Origin of the sequence: Bradyrhizobium sp. RDM12, from assembly GCF_051917485.1 — a bacterium.
Classification (GTDB): domain Bacteria; phylum Pseudomonadota; class Alphaproteobacteria; order Rhizobiales; family Xanthobacteraceae; genus Bradyrhizobium.
Map to the genome: position 1 here is coordinate 3,216,353 of NZ_CM133064.1, position 18,120 is coordinate 3,234,472.

17 protein-coding genes, 1 other RNA gene and 3 pseudogenes are annotated in these 18,120 nt (G+C 63.7%); 9 read left to right on the plus strand and 12 right to left on the minus strand.

What is annotated here, in order from left to right; genetic code table 11:
* Positions 1–131: 131 nt before the first annotated feature.
* The gene (locus ACTGJ9_RS15555) at positions 132–494 is read right to left on the minus strand and encodes a hypothetical protein (protein WP_456677765.1); all 363 of its coding nucleotides are present in this window, start codon (positions 492–494) and stop codon (positions 132–134) included.
* Between the two features lie 328 nt (positions 495–822).
* A complete protein-coding gene (locus ACTGJ9_RS15560; RefSeq protein WP_456677766.1) occupies positions 823–1,212 on the minus strand; it encodes a hypothetical protein in 390 nt (129 codons plus the stop codon).
* Between the two features lie 36 nt (positions 1,213–1,248).
* On the opposite strand from ACTGJ9_RS15560, the gene ACTGJ9_RS15565 reads away from it, so the two are divergent.
* Positions 1,249–1,644, plus strand: coding sequence for a response regulator (locus ACTGJ9_RS15565; RefSeq protein WP_456677767.1), 396 nt, complete (start codon positions 1,249–1,251; stop codon positions 1,642–1,644).
* On the opposite strand, the gene ACTGJ9_RS15570 is transcribed toward ACTGJ9_RS15565, so the two are convergent.
* The 10 genes and pseudogenes from ACTGJ9_RS15570 to ssrA form a co-directional block, all read right to left on the minus strand.
* Positions 1,634–2,131, minus strand: coding sequence for a GNAT family N-acetyltransferase (locus tag ACTGJ9_RS15570; protein ID WP_456677768.1), 498 nt, complete (start codon positions 2,129–2,131; stop codon positions 1,634–1,636). The genes ACTGJ9_RS15565 and ACTGJ9_RS15570 overlap by 11 nt on opposite strands.
* A 61-nt stretch (positions 2,132–2,192) precedes the next feature.
* Positions 2,193–3,898 (minus strand): annotated as a pseudogene (locus ACTGJ9_RS15575) (response regulator).
* Positions 3,895–5,409, minus strand: coding sequence for an ATPase domain-containing protein (locus tag ACTGJ9_RS15580; RefSeq protein ID WP_456677769.1), 1,515 nt, complete (start codon positions 5,407–5,409; stop codon positions 3,895–3,897). The pseudogene ACTGJ9_RS15575 and the gene ACTGJ9_RS15580 overlap by 4 nt, the downstream one beginning before the upstream one ends.
* Positions 5,410–5,832: 423 nt before the next feature.
* Positions 5,833–7,705: pseudogene (gene feoB, locus ACTGJ9_RS15585) on the minus strand (ferrous iron transporter B).
* 23 nt (positions 7,706–7,728) lie between these two features.
* The gene (locus ACTGJ9_RS15590; protein WP_027560531.1) at positions 7,729–8,004 is read right to left on the minus strand and encodes a FeoA family protein; all 276 of its coding nucleotides are present in this window, start codon (positions 8,002–8,004) and stop codon (positions 7,729–7,731) included.
* Between the two features lie 113 nt (positions 8,005–8,117).
* Positions 8,118–8,372 carry a ribbon-helix-helix domain-containing protein gene (locus ACTGJ9_RS15595; RefSeq protein ID WP_456677770.1) on the minus strand — a complete coding sequence of 85 codons (255 nt, stop codon included), beginning with the start codon at positions 8,370–8,372 and terminating at the stop codon, positions 8,118–8,120.
* Positions 8,369–8,557, minus strand: coding sequence for a DUF4169 family protein (locus ACTGJ9_RS15600; protein ID WP_456677771.1), 189 nt, complete (start codon positions 8,555–8,557; stop codon positions 8,369–8,371). The genes ACTGJ9_RS15595 and ACTGJ9_RS15600 overlap by 4 nt, the downstream gene beginning before the upstream one ends.
* 280 nt (positions 8,558–8,837) lie before the next feature.
* Complete coding sequence (fumC, locus tag ACTGJ9_RS15605) at positions 8,838–10,286, minus strand: class II fumarate hydratase (protein ID WP_456677772.1); 1,449 nt, start codon at positions 10,284–10,286, stop codon at positions 8,838–8,840.
* Between the two features lie 88 nt (positions 10,287–10,374).
* Positions 10,375–10,890, minus strand: coding sequence for an SspB family protein (locus ACTGJ9_RS15610; RefSeq protein ID WP_456677773.1), 516 nt, complete (start codon positions 10,888–10,890; stop codon positions 10,375–10,377).
* A 114-nt stretch (positions 10,891–11,004) separates the two neighbouring features.
* Positions 11,005–11,381, minus strand: a transfer-messenger RNA (tmRNA) gene (gene ssrA / locus ACTGJ9_RS15615).
* Positions 11,382–11,465: 84 nt separating this feature from the next.
* On the opposite strand from ssrA, the gene ACTGJ9_RS15620 reads away from it, so the two are divergent.
* The 8 genes and pseudogenes from ACTGJ9_RS15620 to ACTGJ9_RS15655 all read left to right on the plus strand — a co-directional run bounded on the left by ACTGJ9_RS15620 (position 11,466) and on the right by ACTGJ9_RS15655 (position 18,082).
* Complete coding sequence (locus ACTGJ9_RS15620; protein ID WP_456677774.1) at positions 11,466–12,074, plus strand: chromate transporter; 609 nt, start codon at positions 11,466–11,468, stop codon at positions 12,072–12,074.
* Positions 12,071–12,601, plus strand: coding sequence for a chromate transporter (locus tag ACTGJ9_RS15625; RefSeq protein ID WP_456677775.1), 531 nt, complete (start codon positions 12,071–12,073; stop codon positions 12,599–12,601). The genes ACTGJ9_RS15620 and ACTGJ9_RS15625 overlap by 4 nt, the downstream gene beginning before the upstream one ends.
* A 93-nt stretch (positions 12,602–12,694) precedes the next feature.
* Positions 12,695–13,456 (plus strand): tripartite tricarboxylate transporter TctB family protein, encoded by a 762-nt coding sequence (locus ACTGJ9_RS15630; protein ID WP_456677776.1) that lies wholly within the window; start codon positions 12,695–12,697, stop codon positions 13,454–13,456.
* A 7-nt stretch (positions 13,457–13,463) separates the two neighbouring features.
* A complete protein-coding gene (locus ACTGJ9_RS15635; RefSeq protein ID WP_456677777.1) occupies positions 13,464–14,978 on the plus strand; it encodes a tripartite tricarboxylate transporter permease in 1,515 nt (504 codons plus the stop codon).
* 154 nt (positions 14,979–15,132) lie between these two features.
* Complete coding sequence (locus ACTGJ9_RS15640) at positions 15,133–16,113, plus strand: tripartite tricarboxylate transporter substrate binding protein BugD (protein WP_456677778.1); 981 nt, start codon at positions 15,133–15,135, stop codon at positions 16,111–16,113.
* A gap of 170 nt (positions 16,114–16,283) precedes the next feature.
* A complete protein-coding gene (locus tag ACTGJ9_RS15645) occupies positions 16,284–17,078 on the plus strand; it encodes a thymidylate synthase (RefSeq protein ID WP_456677779.1) in 795 nt (264 codons plus the stop codon).
* Positions 17,079–17,083: 5 nt separating this feature from the next.
* Positions 17,084–17,569, plus strand: coding sequence for an N-acetyltransferase family protein (locus ACTGJ9_RS15650; RefSeq protein ID WP_456677780.1), 486 nt, complete (start codon positions 17,084–17,086; stop codon positions 17,567–17,569).
* Positions 17,569–18,082: pseudogene (locus tag ACTGJ9_RS15655) on the plus strand (dihydrofolate reductase). The gene ACTGJ9_RS15650 and the pseudogene ACTGJ9_RS15655 overlap by 1 nt, the downstream one beginning before the upstream one ends.
* Positions 18,083–18,120 lie beyond the last annotated feature (38 nt).

Genomic DNA, 18,120 nt, shown 5'->3' on the forward strand with positions numbered 1-18,120 from the left:
ATCCGGGTGAGGGGTTACAGTCTCACGAGATGCTGCGGCCCCTCACCCGGATTGCACTGGACGATGCTCTGCATCGCCAGATGCAATCCGACCTCTCCCCCTGTGGGCCCACAAGGGAAGAGGGGAAGCGATCAGCCGCAATTCCAGATCGCGCCGATCGGCGTCCGGGTCCAGCACGGACCGAAGCTGCCGCCATTGTAGCGGGAGCCGCCGAAGCCGGGCCGGCCGAAATAGTGCCATTCGCCGTCAATGTAGCGGTAATAGCTCGGCACGGGATCGATATACCAGGGGCGCTGGTTCTCGCGCGCGTAGCGACGAAAGCCGTTCTTCTGCATGAAGATCGGCTGGCTGTTGCTGAGCGGTTGGCGATAGCCCGGCAGGAAGCCGTAACCATGCCAGCTTTGCCTAGGCTTTTTGGCGGCCGACGCTGCGGGCGCTACGACCGGCAGCAGCGACAGGATGGCAGCAACGAACAGACATATGAGGCGCGACATGGCGAGAACCATAGACAGCCGGTTGCGGAAACGCCATTCAAATTCGAGTGGACCGTCCCTGTCACGCAGGCGGAGCTGGGAGCTATTCCCTGTGGCCATCCTTCGAGACGCTCGCCGTTGGCGGGCCCTCAGGATGAGGACCGAGCATGGAGCCGTCGCTTTGACGAGCTCCGATGCCGCGTAACCTCATCCTGAGGAGACCGCGAAGCGGGGCGTCTCGAAGGACGAGGCGCGCACTCAGGTCGTGCAAAACCGACGGGCGCTCCGCATCGGATACAAAAAGGCCTCGCCGAAGCGAGGCCTCCTTGCTTCGCCGGGTTGGCGTGAATTAATCGTCATCCCAGTGATGGCGACGGATCACGACGCCGCGGTCGTAGTCGCGATCGTGGTGGTACCAGCCGTGGTGCCATCCGCGGTCATGCTCGTAGATGCGCACGCGCGGGCCATAATCATCACGGTCGCCGCCGACATAGAAGCCGACGCCGCCCGCATTGGCGAGGGTGGGGGCACCGATTGCAAGCGTTGCGACTGCCGCAAGAGCGTAAGTCAACTTCCTCATCTGTTCCTCCTCCTTCTGCATCGTCGAGAGGTCAACTTCTGCCGCCATCGCCTGTTGCAGGAACTGGCAAGAAACTTTCTTGAATAGCTGTTCAGGTTTCATGAGGTCTACCGCGAGAAAGCCAAAAACGCGTGCTGGATTGCGCGCGAACTGGAACATGCGTCGCGTCTGATAGCCGGCCAGCCAAAGGCAAACATGTCGGAACAGCCTTCGATCCTGATCGTCGAGGACGAATATCTGCTCCAGGGCGTGCTTGAAATGGCGCTGGCGGAGGCTGGCTTTATGTCCGATATCCTCGCCTCCGGCGAGGAGGCGATCACGGTGTTCATAGCGCGCGGGAAAAATCACAAGGCGCTCGTGACCGACGTCCATCTGGGCGGCAAGCTGAACGGCTGGGATCTGGCCCGGCGAATGCGAGAGAAGGATCCAAACCTTCCGGTCGTGTACATCACGGGCAGCGCTGGTGCCGGATTGTGGAAGTCACAGGGCGTGCCCGACAGTGTGCTGCTCGAAAAGCCGTTTCAGCCCGAGCGGCTCGTGGCGGCCCTCATGAAGCTGCGAGCTGGCGGCGATACGAGTATCACCGCCTGATACGGTAAACCACGACGTCCTCGCCATGATGCGTCGTGTGCTTCTCGAACAGGTAGTTCGATTTCTCCAGCACGCGCCGCGATGCGCCATGTGCGACAACGACGAGGCCGATGAGTGACGGCAGTTTCAGCCGTGACAGCCCGATCTCGGTCAGCGCGGGCGCGATCTCGCTCGCAAGTCCCCGGCCCCAGAATTCGCGCCGGAACGTGTAGGCGATCTCGAGCTCGTTCACGTCGTCGATGAGAATGTGCCGGATCCCCGCCCGCCCGGCGAAGGCGCCATCTTTCGTTCGCAACGCCCACAGCCCAAAACCGTGCTGGTCCCAATGCGCCATGTTGGTCGCGAGATAGGTCTCCGTCACCTCGGCCGAGCGCACGCCGCCGAGATAGCGGGAGACCTCGGGATCGAGGTGCAGTGCGACGAGGTCGGCGAGGTGATCCTTGCGTAGCCGCTCGGCGCTCAATCTCGCGGTGCTGAATTGCTCCATCGAGACAGATAACAGCTTCCGGAGGGGATCGTCGACGAAATTGGCGCCCTGCTTTGTAGCATCAGCATCGGTTGGGGCGCCTGGACGCCGCTTCGAATTCAGGATTTGACTTTGTCGCGTTGAGGGCGGCCGCCAGTTCGTCGATTTGATAGGGTTTCGGCAGGATCTGAATCCCCGCCAATGCCGCGTCATGGACTGCGGCTTCCGAGTATCCGCTGGTCAGGAGCACCGGTATGTCGCTTCGCCTTCTCTTGATCTCACGCGCCAATTCGACCCCATTCATGCCACCCGGCATCATGATGTCGGAAAAGATGAGATCGACCGCGCGGCCGTCGGCCAGAGCTCCGAGGGCCGCGGCGGCGCTCGCGGCGCGCGTCACTTCGTAGCCAAGTTGGTCGAGCATCTCGCCGACCAGTGCGGCAACTTCGTCGTCGTCCTCGACCAGCAGGATTCGGCCATGATTGCTCCTCTTCGGCCGCACCCGTGTGAGGTCGACGAGATGGCGCTCCTTGGAAGGAACGTCGAACGATCGCGGCAGATAGAGCTCGATGCTGGTGCCGCGGCCGACCTGCGATTGAATTCGTACGGTGCCTCGTGACTGCGTCGCAAATCCATGGACCTGTGCGAGGCCTAGTCCCGAGCCCTTTCCGACGTCCTTGGTCGTGAAGAACGGTTCGAACACGCGCGACAGAATCTCCGGCCTCATGCCGACACCGGTATCGACGACGGACAGACGCACATAGTCGCCCGCGATCTGCTCGTCGTTCCGATCCGGCAGGTTTTCCCCGCGTACGACGATCGTGCCGCCATTGGGCATGGCATCGCGGGCGTTGACGGCGAGATTGAGAATCACCAGTTCGAGCTCCCCGGGATCGACTTCCACCGGCCACAGCGAATCCGGAAAATCGAACTCGACGTGGACGTCGCCTCTCAGGCTCCGATCGAGCAGTTCGCGCATGCCGCCGATCTGCGCAGCGACGTCGACGGGCTCCGGCCGAAGCTTCTGCCGACGCGAGAACGCAAGAAGCTGCTTCGTCAGGCTCGCCCCGCGCTGTGCCGCCTGGACCATCCCATCCATCAGCCGGCGCCGGCGGTTCGGGTCCGCCTGGCGGTCGAGCATGTCGAGGCCGCCCGAGATGACCATCAGCAGATTGTTGAAATCATGAGCCACTCCGCCGGTCAGCTGGCCGATGGCCTCGATCTTCTGCGCCTGGCGAAGCGTCTCCTCGATCTGGGTACGTTGCTTCATTTCGAGGCGCAACTGCTCGTTGGCGTCCGCCAGGGCGCGCGTGCGTTCGACCACCAGCTTTTCGAGTTGCTGCGCGGTCTGCTCACGTGCCTGGAGCAGGGTCCGGATTTCATATTGACGCCGGCGCGCCCGCATTGCCGATTGAATGGCGCTGGTCAGCGTCATCGGCTGGACAGGGCGCTCGAGCAGCGAAACATTGCGAAGCAGCGCGACGATGTCCCGACGCCAGGCGACCACGGCCGGCAACTCGCGGTGGCTGGTGAGGACGACAAAAGGCAGGTCGGACCATGGCGGCTGGCTTTCGATCCACTGTCCCAGCTGCGTCGTGTCTTGCCCGAAGAGACCTTCCTCGGCGAGAAAAACCGAGCCCACCCCTTGGTCATCTCGCCGACGAGTTCGGGAAGGTTTCGGCAGTTGATCGCCTCGAGGCCGGCGCTCCGAAAAAGCTCTGTGGACGTCTGTCCGTCTCGGCCGATCGGGGCGAGTACGAGAACCTGTTGATCCCGCTCGCCGCTCATCCGGCCGGTCCTTCTGGTACTTCTTTGCCGGTATAATGCGGATTGCCGGAGAAGATGCCGCTGAATTCCGTGAGCGGTGGACCGAGCTTGATGCCGGTGCCGCCGAGACGAAACTCACGAATGGTGTGCTCGTGGTTGCCGCTGCGCTTCTTCACGACGGACAAGGCGCGGCGCACAGTTCCGGCCACCTCGAAGTAGCGCAGCATGAGGACCGCGTCGCTCAAATAGCTGATGTCGAGCGGCGTATCCATCGGACCGACCAGTCCGTGTTGGGCCAGAACCAGAATGGTCAGGACGCCTTGCTGTGCGAGGTAGGTCAGGAGCTCATGCATTTGCAGGATGAGAAACCGCTCGTCGGGCATCGCATTCAGGTAGCCGTTCAGGCTGTCGATGATGACAACCCGCGCGTTGTCGATTTCGACGCTCCTCCTCACATGTGCGGCGAACTCGCCCGGCGACAGCTCCGCCGGATCGACCTGTTCAAATCGGATGTGACCGGAGTCAACGTGCTTTTCGAGCGGCAGGCCGAGCGTCCGCGCGCGCGCTTCGACCGTGCCGCGCCCTTCGTCGAACGCGAAGAATGCGGCTCGCTCCCCGCGTTCAGCCGCAGCTGTCGCATAAGTCAGCGCGACGGAGGACTTGCCCACTCCGGCAGCCCCGATGAGCAGCGCGTTGGTACCGCGCTCGAGCCCGCCTCCGAGGAGCTTGTCGAGTTCGGCGTTGCCACTGGGGGTGAACTCGCCGGCAAACGGCTTGTGGTGTTCGGCCGCTATCAGGCGGGGGAATATCCGCAAGCCTCCCCGTTCGATGGTGAAATCGTGGAAGCCGCCGCGAAATCGAATGCCGCGCATCTTGATCACGCGAAGCCGCCGCCGCTCCGCGCCATAGTCGATGGCGAGCTGTTCGAGCATCACCACACCGTGCGCGATCGAATGCAGCTGCAAATCGTCCTGGGACGACGAGAGATCGTCGAGCAGGACGACCGTGCAATTGCGTTTGGTGAAAAAATGCTTCAAGGCGAGAACCTGGCGCCTGTAGCGAAGCGGGTTCTGGGCAAGCAGGCGCAACTCGGACAGGCTGTCGAGCACCACGCGTGCGGGATTGATCCGCTCGACCTCCTTGAAAATCAGACCGGTCGTTTCGCTCAGCTCCATTTCCGCGGGATGGAACACCGTGAGCTCGCGATCAGGATCGAGCGTCGTCTCCGGCGGGACCAACTCGAAGATGTCGACGCCCTCCAGCGACCAGCCGTGCCGCCGCGCGACGAGATTCAGCTCGCGCCTGGTCTCGGATAGGGAGATGTAGAGCACGCGTTCGCCGCCGCGGACGCCCTTGAGGAGAAATTGGAGCGCTATGGTGGTCTTGCCGGTGCCGGGCCTGCCCTCGTAGAGATACATGCGGTTGGCATCGAAGCCCCCTCCGAGGATGTCATCCAGTCCGTCGCTGCCCGTCGAAATCCTCGGCAGATCGCTGGGCTCGCTGTCTCCGGCAGCGCTGATTGTACCGATCATTGGTCTTCCTGACGCTTTTCACCCCGCGAAAGGGCGTCATGGGCTGGCCCATAAAAACGTCCGGCAGGGCTTCGGGTTCCACAGCTCTCCGGCGGCTGAACCGTTGCCGGCTCCGAGAACGCGCGCATGGCGGTATTTGCGCCGAACCGACGATGGAGGCTGGTGAAATGATCGCAGGAAGAGCGTGCCGGCCGGCCGGGACGTGAGAGGCCAGCCCAAGCCCGTTTGCGCGAGGCCTTGCGGACGACGTGGGCCGATGATGCCATCGTGCTCCTGTTTTGCCCGACGCGTCAACCGGAGCGTGTCATCCACCGTCCCGATTGTGCTGCCATGCACGCCAGGATTTGCGCCTGCGCAGGGGCCGGCGGGCAAGCCAGTCTACTGTGCATGGGGTTGTTTTCGCGGTTTTGAATTTGAGTGAGGCTAGCCCGCCCCGAACGCGACCGCGACGTTGTACGTCAGCAGGCTCGCGGCATAAGCCAGCACCAGCATGTAGGCGAAGGTCGCCGCCATCCAGCCCCAGCTTCCGGTCTCGCGCCGGATCACGGCGAGCGTGGAGGCGCATTGCGGGGCGAAGATGTACCAGGCCAGCATCGACAGCGCGGTCGCGAGCGACCATTTCGTCGCCAGCACCTGACCGATCTGCTCGGCCGCTTCCTTGCCGCCTTCGATCGCATAGACGGTGCCGAGCGCCGCGACCGCGACCTCGCGCGCCGCCATGCCCGGGATCAGCGCCACCGCGATCTGCCAGTTGAAGCCGACCGGCGCGAGCAGCGGCGCGAGCGCCTTGCCGATAATCGCTGCGAGGCTGAAGTCGATCGCGGGCTCGGTCGCGCCCGCCGGCGGTTGCGGGAACGAGGCCAGAAACCAGATCAGCACCATCATCGAGAAGATCGTGGTGCCGGCGCGCTGCAGGAACATCTTCGCGCGGGTGAAGATGCCGATCGCGATCGATTTCAATCTCGGCATCTTGTAGTCGGGCAGCTCGAGCATGAACGGCGCCGGCGCATAGTCGCGCAGCATGAAGAATTTGATCACGAACGAGACGATCAGCGCGCTGGTGATGCCGGCCGCATAGAGCCCGAACATCACGAGCCCCTGCAGGTTGACGAAGCCCCAGATGTCCTTGGCCGGAATGAAGGCCGAGATGATCAACGTGTAGACCGGGATGCGCGCCGAGCAGGTCATCAGCGGCGCGATCAGAATCGTGGTCAGCCGGTCGCGCTTGTCGTCGATCACGCGCGTCGCCATGATGCCGGGGATCGCGCAGGCAAAGCTCGACAGCAGCGGAATGAAGGCGCGGCCGTGCAGCCCGGCCCCGCCCATGATGCGGTCCATCAGGAACGCCGCGCGCGCCATGTAGCCGAAATCTTCCAGGAGCAGGATGAACAGGAAGATAATGATGATCTGCGGCAGGAACACGATGACGCTGCCGACGCCCGAGATCACGCCGTTCTGCAAGAAGCTCTGCAGCAGGCCGCCGGGCAGGGTGGCGTGGACGAAGTCGCCGAGCGCGTCGAAGCCCGATTGCAGCAGCTCCATCAGCGGCTGCGCCCAGGCGAACACCGCCTGGAACATCACGAACAGGATGAGCGCGAGCACGATGAGGCCGCCGACCGGATGCAGCACGATCGCATCGATGCGCGCGGTCCAGGTGTCCGGCCGGCTGCGGCAGGCTGACGCAGTCGGAGATGATGCGGTCGGCCTCGCGCTGCGTGGCGCGCAATTCGGCGACGCTGAGCGCGCGCCAGCTGTTCTCGGCAGGTTCAGCCGCGAGCTTCGCCGAGATCTCGTCGGTCAGCGCCAGGAGGTCGGCCGTGCCGCCCTTGCGCACCGCGATCGAGGTGACCACGGGCACGCCGAGCTCCTTGGCAAGCCGTTCGACGTCGACCGAGATGCCGCGGCGGCTCGCGATGTCGAACATGTTGAGCACGAGGATCATCGGGCGTCCGGTGCGCTTCAGCTCGAGCAGCAGGCGGATGGTCAGGCGCAGATTGGTCGAGTCGGCCACGCACAGCACGAGATCGGGCAAGGTCTCGCCGGACGCCTTGCCGAGCACGAAGTCACGGGTAATCTCCTCGTCCGGGCTGCGGCCGCGCAGCGAATAGGTGCCGGGCAGGTCGACCACGGAAACCTGGCGCCCCTGCGGGGTGACGAAAAAACCTTCCTTGCGCTCGACGGTGACGCCCGGATAGTTCGCCACCTTCTGCCGGCTGCCGGTCAGGGCATTGAACAGCGAGGTCTTGCCGCTGTTTGGCGTGCCGACCAGGGCGAGATGCAGAAGGGGTAATTCCATGGAATCGGTGTCCGGTCGCGATCTCAGGCGACGATGATGGCCATGGCTTCGCGGCGGCGCACCGCAATGGTGATGTTGTCGACACGAACCGCGATCGGGTCGCGCCCGACCAGCCCCTCGTGCAGGACCTCGACCCGGGCGCCCTCGACGAAGCCGAGCTCGATCAGCCGGCTCTCGAGCTCGATGTCGGAGAGAGCCGAGCCGGCGTCCTTGGCGGAGAGGTGCTGAATGACGCCGGTATAGCCGCGCTGGGCCAGGCCCAGCGGCATCTCGCGGCGCGTATCATGGGTGTCGGTCATGCCCTGTATTTTCAACGCGGGGCATGGAGGTCAAGCGCGCACGCTCGCCGAAGCCGCACCTTAGAGGGATTTTAAAGTGCAGATCACGAAGCCGTGGGCGGAGCGCCCCGGCGCTACTGCGCCGCGACCTTTTCCGACTGAATGGCGGCCATGGCGCGGCTCTTGAAGTAGTCCAGCACGAACAGGCGGATCGCCGAGGACAGATTGCCCTGCTGACGGGCGCCGTCGATTTCGCCGACCAGCTCGGACAGCGTCATGTTGCGCAGGCCCGAGATCTCCTTCATGCCGTTCCAGAACGCCTCTTCCAGGCTGACACTGGTCTTGTGGCCGGCGACCACGATCGAACGCTTCACGACGGGCGACTTCATGGCTGCTCCTCGCGATCGATCCGATGCTGGTCCAGACGCGCTTTCGCCTGGTCCGCCTGCTTCTCCTCCGCCGATCGCTCGGCCTTCGTGCGGCCGAACTTCGTTCGGTTGGCGTCCGCCTGCTTCGCCGAGGCTTCCCGCCCGGCGCGCTTCCTGAAGCGATTCAGGTTGATGACGTTCCCCATGGCGCGTCTCCATCATCCGCTCCTCTTCAGACTGGATGAACCTTCCAGAAACAGGGCGCCCCGTCGCGCCCCGCAAGACTTGATCGTCATTCGCTCGTCCTCGTCAATCGGCCTCAGGGCCATCAAACGATGAATTTCGCTACCGTCAGGAGGCAGAGGAGCTTTGCGTAGCACACGCCTCCACGGCCACATTGACGGTAATCAAATCCTGTCCTTTAAGCCTTATAATTATGAGCCTTGAGGCTCCGTATCATTACGGATGACTATCGGAATTCGGAATTCATCCGGGACGCGTCATCTTCTCCGGCTGCACCAGGCGGTCGAATTCGTCGGCCGAGACGAAGCCGAGCCGCAGCGCTTCCTCCTTCAGCGTGGTGCCGTTGACATGCGCGGTCTTCGCGACCTTGGCCGCATTGTCGTAGCCGATCTTCGGCGCCAGTGCAGTCACCAGCATCAGCGAACGCTCCATCAACTCCTTGATGTGCTTCTGATCGGCGCGGATGCCGCTGACGCAATGCTCGGTGAATGAGCGCGCGGCGTCCGCCATCAGGCGAATCGAGTGCAGCATGTTGTAGGCGAGCACCGGCTTGTAGACGTTGAGCTCGAAATGGCCCTGGCTGCCGGCGATCGTGATCGCGGTGTGATTGCCGAACACCTGGCAGCACACCATGGTCATCGCCTCGCACTGTGTCGGATTGACCTTGCCCGGCATGATCGATGAGCCCGGCTCGTTCTCCGGCAGGATCAATTCACCCAGGCCCGAGCGCGGGCCAGATCCGAGCAGGCGGATGTCATTTGCGATCTTGAACAGGCCTGTCGCGACGGAATTGATGGCGCCGTGCGCCAGCACATAGGCATCGTTCGAAGCCAGCGCCTCGAATTTGTTGGCCGCGCTGGTGAAGGGCAGTTTCGTGATCCCGGCGACATGCTTTGCAAACAGCTTTGCGAAACGCGGCTTGGAGTTGAGGCCGGTGCCGACGGCGGTGCCGCCCTGCGCCAACGGATAGAGGTCCTTCACCGCGATCTTGAGCCGCGCGATGCCGCTCTCGACCTGCGCGGCGTAGCCCGAAAATTCCTGGCCGAGCGTGAGTGGCGTTGCATCCTGGGTGTGGGTGCGGCCGATCTTCACGATCTTGGCGAACTCCTTCTCCTTCTTGCGCAGTGCGCGGTGCAGCTCGCCGAGGGCGGGGACGAGATCGGCGGTGACGCGGCTTGCGGCCGCGATGTGCATCGCGGTCGGGAAAGAGTCATTCGACGACTGGCTCATATTGACGTGGTCGTTGGGATGCACCGGCTTCTTGCTGCCGAGCTCGCCGCCGAGCAGTTCGTTGGCGCGGTTGGCGATGACCTCGTTGAGGTTCATGTTGCTCTGGGTGCCCGAGCCGGTCTGCCACACGACCAGCGGGAAATGATCGTCGAGCTTGCCCTCGATCACCTCGTGCGCGGCGCGGATGATGGCATTGGCGCGGCGCTTGTCGAGCAGGCCGAGCTCGAGATTCGACTGCGCGGCCGCAAGCTTGACGATGCCGAGCGCATGCACGAGCGAAATCGGCATGCGGTCGATGCCGATGCGAAAATTCTGGCGCGAGCGTTCGGTTTGCGCCCCCCAATAACGATCGGCGCGGACCTCGATCGGACCGAAACTGTCGGTCTCGATGCGGGTCGCGGGGCGGGCGATCTCAGCGCGGGCAGTCTTCGAGCGGGCAGTCGTGGCCATGAGCACATCCATTCTGCCGTGCGAACGCCGCGCGGCCTCTTCATGTGCCCATTTATATAGTGAGTTTAGCCGGGCGCGACGGTCTCGCGGCCAACCTGAATCATTTCTTGCGGAAACGATCGAGCCGCACGACCTCCGCACCGCCCTGGTTCAGCGGGGTCGGCTCTTCCGCGGTCTCTGCCGTCTCAGTGGCTGGCACGGGCACGGCTGCTGATGCGGCCGGGGTCGCCGGCAAATTCTCGCCCGCCACCTCGGCGACGTCCGAGGTGTCGAACTGGAGGCCGAATTTCACGGACGGATCGAGGAAGCTCTTGATGGCGCTGAACGGCACGATCAGCCGCTCCGGGATGCCGCCAAAGGACAGGCCGACCTCGAAGCGGTCCTCGAGCACGGTCAGGTCCCAGAACTGGTGCTGGAGGATGATCGTCATCTCTTCCGGGTATTGTGCAAGCAACCGGCTCGACAGCTTTACGCCCTCGGCCTTCGATAGGAAGGTGATGAAGAAATGATGCTCGCCCGGCAGACCATGGGCCGCGGCGTCGGTCAGTACCTTGCGCAGCACGCCGCGCAGCGCGTCGCGGGCCAGCACATCGTAACGGATATGATCGGTCGCCATGGTCGTCCTGTTGCATTCCAGGAGACGGGCCCTGCCGGCCCGACTCGCCAAGCCGCGATAGTACCGCGCCTGACGGGTCAGCAGGAGTCCCCGCCGGGAAGGAAATCAGAGGTAAGTGGAGGCTTCTGTTGCCAGGTGCCTCCGAACCCCGCCTAACGGAGCTTAACCCGTTAGGACTTTAAGATGGTCTTTCAAACTGCGTTACGCAGCCTGAGCAACCGGAGCAAAGTTGTCGTTGGCAACTATTGCATTAGCCCGATAACGGCGGAACAATACCGGGAAAAAGTTCGCCCTTTACGCCCTCGTCGATCCTATTTCGCCCCCGCCAAAACCCGCCTCTCGGCAGGCTGAAGCCCGAAAATCGGTGGGCTTTGGTGGAGGCGCCGGGTACCGCCCCCGGGTCCGAATGGTTTATTGCGACGACCGTTTATTTCCATAGCCGGCGAACCGGCACCCCCAATATAGGGGGCAAAGGTTTCGAAAGACAGGGGTTTGGCGCCGCCATGGCGATGTTCCCTCTGGATAGGTTCCGGACGGACTTGGCCGCAAGGAGGTCTGCGTTCTAAGCTCCCGACATGCCCCCGGATTCAGCACCGGCCGCGCAAGAGCCGGATATTCCTGCCGCCGTTCATGGCCTTCCGCCCAGCCTGTGGGCGCTGTTTGCGGCTTTTGCCAGGATGTCGCTGGCGGGCTTCGGTGGGGTCCTGGTGTTTGCCCGGCGGGCTATCGTCGAGCAGCACCGCTGGATGACGGCGGATGAATTCAACGAGACCTTTGCGCTCTGCCACTTCCTGCCCGGACCCAACATCGTCAATTTGTCGATGGTGTTCGGCTCGCGCCTGCGCGGGATCGCCGGCGGCGTTGCCGCATTCGCCGGGCTGCTGCTGCCGCCGACCCTGATCATGACCATGCTCGCGATCATCTACGCCCGATTCGGCGATGTGGACGTGCTGCGCCGCAGCCTTGCCGGTATCTCCTGCGCGGCCGTCGGCCTCCTCATCGCGGTGGTCTTCCGGATGATGACGCCGCTGCTTAAGCGGATGGACGTCATCGTGCTCATCCTGATGCTCGGCGTATTCACAGCAATCGGTGTGCTTCGCTGGCCGCTGCAGGCGGTGCTGCTGGTCGCGATCCCGCTCAGCATCGGCGTCACCTATCTGATGCGACGGAAGGTAGCAGCATGACCAGCGAGAACCCGATCTGGGCGCTGATCTCCACCTTTGGTCTGATGTCGCTGTTCGCGGTTGGCGGCGCAGCAGCTGCGGTACCCGAAATGCACCGCATCGCCGTCGATGTTCATCATTGGATGACCGACAAGCAGTTCGCGGATGCCTATGCGATCGCGCAGCTCTCGCCTGGTCCCAACGTGCTTATCGTCACGTTGATCGGCTATGCCGTTGCTGGAATTCCGGGCGCGCTGGCCGCGACGCTGGCGATGTGCCTGCCGACGGCGCTGCTTGCCTATTATGTCAGCCAGCTCCTGAGCCGGCCGAGCCAATCGCGCTGGCCCGGCCTGATCCAGGCTGCACTGGTTCCGCTGTCGATCGGATTGATGGCGGCGAGTGCCCTGATCCTGGCACAGTCGACCGATCGCAGCATTGCCGCACTGCTTCTGACCGCGACGGTCGCGCTGATCGCCTCCGTCTCGCGCGTCAATCCGCTGTGGCTTCTGCTCGCAGGCGGCCTGTTGGGTTTTGCTGGCATTGTGTGATGAAAATCGCTAGGCAATGATCTGGGCCGGGGATCCCTTCCAGCCGATTAGAACAACAGTGCTCGTGACTTAGGAGTCGCGGAGGAGACAGGCATGGCCGACACAATGGGCCACTCGGCGACAGCCACAAAAAACACCTCGGTGGCGATCGGCTTCTGTCTGCTGGCCGTCGCGCCGCAGATTTTCGAATTGATCTGGTCGATCGGGATGATCTTCGGCTGGGGCGCCGGGCGGGGTCCGCTGCAGGTCGTGGCCGCACACGCGACGGCGCTGGTCGCGGGCGCCCCCGCTGCGTTGCTCGGCGCCGCCGGCGGTGAGACCAAGAAGGCGTCATCGGATGTGCTGCTGGCGCTGATCTATTCCTATCCGCTGTTTGCGGTGGCGATCCTGACGATCTTCATGACCATCCGGTCGGCACAGGATTACGTCGGCGGAATCGTTCTGATGGCGCTCGCCTTGTTCGCGCTGTGGGCCTCGAGCGATTTGCAGGGCATGCGCGGCTTCTCGTTCGGCGCGGGCACGGCACCGCGGATGTTCGGCGGGCTTCTCGTCGCGCTTGGCGCCGGCATCGCACTGACCGGACTGTTGGCCGATGGACCCGCGATGGCGCATTACTCCTGGCGCGGACCGCTGTTCGTGATGGTCTCGATCGTCTTCTTTGCGTTGGCGATCCGTCCGCTTGGGGTGGTGGTTTCGGCGTTCGTGAGCTTCCTGATCGCGGCGATGGGCACGCACGAGACCCGCTGGGTCGAAACGATCATCGTGGGCGCCTGCCTGACACTCGGCTGCGCACTGCTGTTCCCCTACGTGCTCGGGCTTCCGATGCCGATGTTCCCGCGCTTCCTGGTCCAGTGAGGGTGTAATGGATCTTTTCGCCAACCTCGCTCACGGTTTCGCCGTCGCGTTCTCTCCGATCAATCTTCTGATGTGCCTGATCGGCGCGCTGGTCGGCACGCTGGTCGGCGTGCTGCCGGGCATCGGCACCATCGCAACGGTCGCAATGCTGCTACCGATCACCTTCGGACTGCCGCCGGTCGGCGCGCTGATCATGCTCGCCGGCATCTATTATGGCGCCCAGTATGGCGGCTCGACCACGTCGATCCTGGTCAACATCCCCGGTGAGGCGACATCGGTCGTCACCGCCATCGACGGCCACGCGATGGCCAAGCAGGGCCGCGCCGGCCCGGCGCTGGCGATCGCCGCCATTGGCTCGTTCTTCGCCGGCTGCGTCGCGACCGTGCTTATTGCCGTGCTCGGCGCGCCCTTGACCAAGCTCGCGCTGGCGTTCGGGCCGGCCGAATATTTCTCGCTGATGGTGCTCGGCCTGATTTTTGCGGTCGTGCTGGCCAAGGGCTCGGTGCTGAAGGCGATCGCGATGATCGTGTTCGGCCTGTTGCTGTCGATGGTCGGCTCGGATATCGAGACCGGCGCCTCGCGCATGGCCTTCAACATTCCGGAGCTTGCCGACGGCCTCGGCTTTGCGACGGTGGCGATGGGCGTGTTCGGCTTTGCCGAGATCATCCGCAATCTCGACGCCGGTGCCGAGATGAACCGCGATCTCGTGCAGCAGAAGATCACCGGCCTGATGCCGACCAAGAAGGATCTGGTCGACTCGGCGCCGGCGATCCTGCGCGGCACCATGCTCGGCTCGATCCTCGGCATTTTGCCCGGTGGCGGCGCGGTGATCGCGTCGTTCGCGGCCTACACGCTGGAGAAGAAGCTTGCGAAGGATCCGAAGCGGTTCGGCCGCGGCGCGATCGAGGGCGTGGCGGCGCCGGAAAGCGCCAACAATGCAGCCGCGCAGACGTCCTTCATCCCGCTGCTCACCCTCGGCATCCCGCCGAACGCGGTGATGGCGCTGATGGTGGGCGCGATGACCATTCACGGCATCGTACCGGGTCCGCAGGTGATGCAGAAGCAGCCCGATCTGGTCTGGGGTATGATCGCCTCGATGTGGATCGGCAATCTGATGCTGATCATCATCAACCTGCCGCTGGTCGGCATCTGGGTGCGGTTATTGCGCGTTCCCTACCGGCTGATGTTCCCTTCGATCGTCATCTTCTGCGCGATCGGCATCTACTCGGTGAACAACGCGCCGGTCGACGTCATCCTCGCAGGCGTGTTCGGTCTCGTCGGCTATTGGCTGATCAAGCACGATTTCGAGCCGGCGCCGCTGCTGCTCGGAATGGTGCTTGGACCGCTGATGGAAGAGAACCTGCGCCGCGCGCTCCTGATCTCGCGGGGCGACTGGAGCGTATTCCTGACGCGTCCGCTGTCGGCTGTGCTGCTCGCGATCGCGGCCTTCCTGCTGGTGCTCACGCTGTTGCCCATGCTGCGCGCCAAGCGCGACGAGGTGTTCACCGAATCCGAGAACTGATCTCGCCGCGCGCAGGTCGGCGCCGCGCCTGCGTCGGCGTGTCCTGCGTCGGCGTGCCGCATTCGGAAGTCCAATCGACTCGCGTGACAGCTTCGTGAAAATGAGAATGCCGGCCTTGTGGCCGGCATTTTTCTTGATGTCGGAGAAGTTCGAGATGACCTCCGTTCGCGCGCTCACGGGCGCAACTGCAGCCGTGCTCGCATCGCTGTGCGGCTTTGTCGCACCAGGCGAAGCGCAGACCTATCCGACGCGCAGCATCACCACCATCGTGCCGTTCGCGGCGGGCGGTCCCACCGATGTCGTCGCGCGCATCGTCACCTCGCACATGGCGCAGACGCTCGGTCAGAGCATCATCATCGAGAACGTGGTCGGCGCCGGCGGCACCACCGCGACCACGCGCGCCGCGCGCGCAGCCAATGACGGCTACACGCTGATCACCGGGCATATGGGCACGCACGCCGCCTCCGTGCCGCTCTATCCGAAGCTCGCCTATCACCCGGAAAGGGATTTTGAGCCGATCGCTCTGCTCGCAGGCACGCCGATCCTGATCCTCGCGCGCAAGGATTTCCCGCCGAAGGACCTCAAGGAGTTCGTCGCTTACGTGAAGGCCAATTCCGAGAAGGTGAACGCCGCGCATGCCGGCATCGGCTCGGTCTCGCACGTGTCCTGCGAGCTCCTGCATGCCATCCTCGACATCAAGCCGGTCGGGGTGCCCTTCAACGGCACCGGTCCTGCGATGAACGCGCTGGTGGCGGGCCAGGTCGATTACATGTGCGACCAGATCGTCAATGCCGTGCCGCAGATCAATGCCGGCACCATCAAGGCGTATGCGATCGCAACGCCGGAGCGCAATCCATCGCTGCCGAACGTGCCGACAACGGCGGAAGCGGGCCTGCCCACATTCCAGGCGCAGGCCTGGAACGCGATGTTCGCGCCGAAGGGAACCTCGCCCGCGATCCTGGCGAGCCTGAATGCGGCAGCCGTCAAGGCGCTCGACGACGAGACCGTGACGAAGCGCCTGCTCAAGCTCGGTAGTGTCGTCCCCACCCCTGCGGAACGGACGCCGGAGGCGCTGGCCACCCTCGTGAAAAGCGAGATCGCGAAGTGGACTCCGGTGCTCAAGCCGGCAAGCTAAGCCAGCACAATCAAGCCGATAGGCGAGGGGCGGACGCGAGTTCCGCCCCTTGTCGTTTGCCTCGGGAGCACTCACTTTTCGGGGTATAATCGGTGAGACGAGCGAATCGCCGCTGTCGCAGCACGGGGCTGGCCGTTAAGTTCGCCGCCTCCCCAAAGGCTCATTGGCACATGCACCAGTATCAGGACCTGCTCGAGCGGATTCTTTCAGACGGCGCCGAGAAGACTGATCGGACCGGTACCGGCACGCTGTCGGTGTTCGGCCATCAGATGCGCTTCAATCTGTCCGCCGGCTTCCCGATGCTGACCACCAAACGGCTGCCGCTGAAGGCGATCGTGCACGAGCTGTTGTGGTTCCTGAAGGGCGACACCAACGTCAAATATCTGCGCGACAATGGCGTCACCATCTGGGACGAGTGGGCGGACGCCAATGGCGATCTTGGCCCGGTCTACGGCCATCAGTGGCGCTCCTGGCCCGCTCCGGACGGACGCAGCATCGACCAGATCGCCAACGTCGTCGACATGATCAAGCGCAACCCGGACTCGCGCCGCCTGATCGTCTCGGCCTGGAATCCGGCCGAGGTCGACAAGATGGCCCTGCCGCCGTGCCATTGCCTGTTCCAGTTCTATGTCGCGAACGGCAAGCTGTCCTGCCAGCTTTATCAGCGCTCCGCCGACGTGTTCCTCGGCGTGCCCTTCAACATCGCTTCCTATGCGCTGCTCACCATGATGATGGCACAGGTCACCGGCCTGAAGCCCGGCGACTTCGTGCACTCGTTCGGCGACACCCATCTCTATTCCAACCATCTGGAACAGGCGCGGCTGCAGCTCACCCGCGCGCCGCGGGCGCTGCCGGTGATGCGGATCAATCCCGACGTGAAGGACATCTTCTCCTTCCGCTACGAGGATTTCGAACTCGTCGGCTACGATCCACATCCGCATATCAAGGCGGAAGTCGCGGTCTAGCGCCGATGTCGCTCAACATCCGCCGCGCGCGTCCCGGCGAAGCCGGACTCGTCCTCGATTTCGTCTGCGAGCTCGCCGAGTACGAGAAGCTTTCTCATGAGGTCGAGGCGACCGAGGCGATGATTGCGGGCGCGCTGTTCGGCAGCGATCCGCGGCTGTCTTGTGTGATCGCCGAGTGGAATGGCGAGCCCGTCGGCTTCGCGGTGTGGTTCCTGAATTTCTCCACCTTCAGCGGCCGCCACGGCATCTATCTCGAAGATTTGTATGTGCGACCCTCGCATCGGGGCAGGGGCCTCGGCAAGGCGCTGCTGGTCTATCTGGCGAAGGAATGTGTCGACAATGGCTGGTCGCGCCTGCAATGGGCGGTGCTCGACTGGAACGCGCCGTCGATCGCGTTCTATAAATCGCTCGGCGCCGCAATGCTGGACGACTGGACGCTGTGCCGCGTCTCCGGTCCTGCGCTGACGCGACTTGCAGGGAGCGGGAGCTGATGGAGATCGTCTTCGTCGTTGCGGTTGCGGAAAACGGCGTCATCGGTGCCGGCAATGCGATCCCGTGGCGATTGAAATCCGACATGGCGCGCTTCAAGGCGCTCACCATCGGCAAGCCCGTGATCATGGGCCGCAAGACGTTCGAATCCCTACCTGGGCCGGCCGCTTCCGAACCGTACGAACATCGTGATCACACGCGATCCGGTCTATCGCGCCGCCGGCGCTGTCGTCACGACATCGGCGGCGGATGCGGGCGCGGTGGCGCTTGGTGATGCCCTGCGGCGTTCAGTCGCCGAAATCGCCGTGATCGGCGGCGCCGAAATCTACCGGCAATGGCTCGACCGCGCCGATCGCCTCGAGATCACGGAGGTGCATGCGCGGCCCGAGGGCGACACGCATTTCGACATCGACAGGACGCAGTGGGATGAGACCGAACGCGTCCGCCATTCCGCCGGCCCCGACGACAGCGCCGACTTCTCCTATGTGACATATCGTCGGCGGCCGCCCCATTAACTGCATTCGCCAATGTTTACATTGACTTTTCCGCCCCC